We start from the raw sequence: 1,898 nt of genomic DNA on the forward strand, positions 1-1,898 counted from the left end.
GCTCGAGCTGCCGACCACCTGACCTTTTGCCGACCACGCGCCCGGGGCGCCCGGGGCGCCCGGAGCGTCCGGCGGGGGTGGGGCTCTCAGCCCTTGACCGAGCCCGACATCAGCCCGCCCACGAAGTACTTGCCGAGGATGATGTACACGATCAGCGTCGGCAGCGACGCGAACAGCGCGCCCGCCATGGAGACGCCGTAGTTCTGCAGCAGCGCGCCGTTGGCGAGGTTGTTCAGCGCCACGGTCACGGGGCCGTTCTGCGACGACGAGAAGAACACCGCGAACAGGAAGTCGTTCCACGCTGACGTGAACTGCCAGATGAGCACCACGACGAAGCTCGGGATCGAGATCGGCAGCACGATCGACCAGTAGGTGCGCAGCATGCCCGCGCCGTCGACGCGCCCGGCCTCGATGAGCTCGTGCGGCACGGTCTGGTAGTAGTTGCGGAAGATCAGCGTGGTGATCGGGATGCCGTAGACCACGTGCAGCATGATCAGCGTGGGCACACCGGTGGGTATCCCGATGTTCAGCACGAGCTGCGTCAGGGGGATCATCACGGCCTGGTACGGGATGAACATCCCGAACAGGATCAGCGTGAAGACGATGTCCGCGCCCTTGAAGCTCCAGCGCGAGAGCACGAACCCGTTCAGCGAGCCCAGGAACGCCGAGATGATCGAGCTCGGCACGACGATCGCCAGCGTGCGCCCGATCGCGGGCGCCAGGGTGGTCCAGGCCGTGGCCCAGTTCTCCATGGTCCAGATCTGGGGCAGGGCCCAGGCGCGGCTCGGGTCGGCGTCGCCGGTGCCCTTGAAGCTGGTCACCAGCAGCACGTACACCGGGATCAGGACGACGATCAGGAAGAAGATCAGGCCCACGTACTTCAGGGTGCGCGCCAGCGAGTACCGGCCCCTGTGGACGCGCGGCGCGACGGGCGCCGGGCGGTGCGCGGTGAGCTGTTCGGCCTCGGCGGTCATCGCTTCTCCTCGCGGTTCGTGCGGATCAGGTAGGGCACGATGACGATCGCGACGATGATCAGCAGGATCGAGCCGACGGCGGCGGCGTTCGCGTAGTCGAAGCTCGACTTGAACACGAACATGTCGACGGCGGGAACCTTGGTCTGGTAGTTCGCGGGCTTGGAGATCGACATGATGAGGTCGAACGCCTTGAGCGACATGTGGCCGATGATGATCAGCGCGGACAGCGCGACCGGCGAGAGCTGCGGGAACAGGACGTGCCGGTAGAGCTTCCACTCGGAGGCGCCGTCCATCCGGGCGGCCTCGCGCAGCTCCTCGGGGATGCCGCGGAACCCCGCGAGGAACAGGGCCATGACGTAGCCGGAGAGCTGCCAGATCGCGGGGATGGCGATGGCGATGATGCCGAACGTGACGTTGTTCCACCAGTTGTTCTGCAGCGCGTCGAGCCCGACGATCTGGAACAGGCGGTTCAGGCCCGAGGCCTGCTCGTCCTGGTTGGAGTTGAGCAGCCAGCGCCACACCACACCCGAGGCGACGAACGAGACCGCCATCGGGAAGAGGTAGACCGAGCGGAACAGTCCCTCACCCTTGACGGGCTTCTCGAGCATCCACGCCCACAGGAAGCCCATGACCATGGTCCCGACGAGGAACACGACCGTGTACAGCACGAGGTTCATCAGCGAGTGCTGGAAGTCCTCGCTGGCCAGCAGGTCGACGTAGTTGGTGAACCACACGAGCACGGCCGGCTTCTGGCCGGTGGCCTGTGCCGCCGTGTGGTTGTCCGTCAGGGACGTGGTGAAGTTGGCGGCGATCAGCCCGTAGACGAAGACGCCGAGGAGGATCAGGGACGGGGAGAGCATGAGCAGCGGTGGCCCGACTCGCCGCAGTTTGTTCAGCATGTAGGTACCTCGGGTGGGTGGGCGC

General features: G+C 66.1%; 2 protein-coding genes. Both read right to left on the reverse strand.

The genetic code is table 11. The annotated features are described in order from the left end of the window. Nucleotides 1-86: 86 nt before the first annotated feature. The gene (locus ACFU5G_RS29825) at nt 87-974 is read right to left on the reverse strand and encodes a carbohydrate ABC transporter permease (protein WP_377252760.1); all 888 of its coding nucleotides are present in this window, start codon (nt 972-974) and stop codon (nt 87-89) included. Further along, nucleotides 971-1,873 carry a carbohydrate ABC transporter permease gene (locus ACFU5G_RS29830; protein WP_377252763.1) on the reverse strand — a complete coding sequence of 301 codons (903 nt, stop codon included), beginning with the start codon at nt 1,871-1,873 and terminating at the stop codon, nt 971-973. The genes ACFU5G_RS29825 and ACFU5G_RS29830 overlap by 4 nt, the downstream gene beginning before the upstream one ends. Nucleotides 1,874-1,898: the final 25 nt, after the last annotated feature.

It is taken from the genome of Promicromonospora sp. NPDC057488, assembly GCF_042802395.1.
Taxonomy (GTDB): Bacteria; Actinomycetota; Actinomycetes; order Actinomycetales; family Cellulomonadaceae; genus Promicromonospora.

Excerpts from the sequence above, each read along its gene's own strand:
- ACFU5G_RS29825 (WP_377252760.1), bottom strand. The coding sequence starts at position 974 with ATGACCGCCGAGGCCGAACAGCTCACCGCGCACCGCCCGGCGCCCGTC.
- ACFU5G_RS29830 (WP_377252763.1), bottom strand. The coding sequence starts at position 1,873 with ATGCTGAACAAACTGCGGCGAGTCGGGCCACCGCTGCTCATGCTCTCC.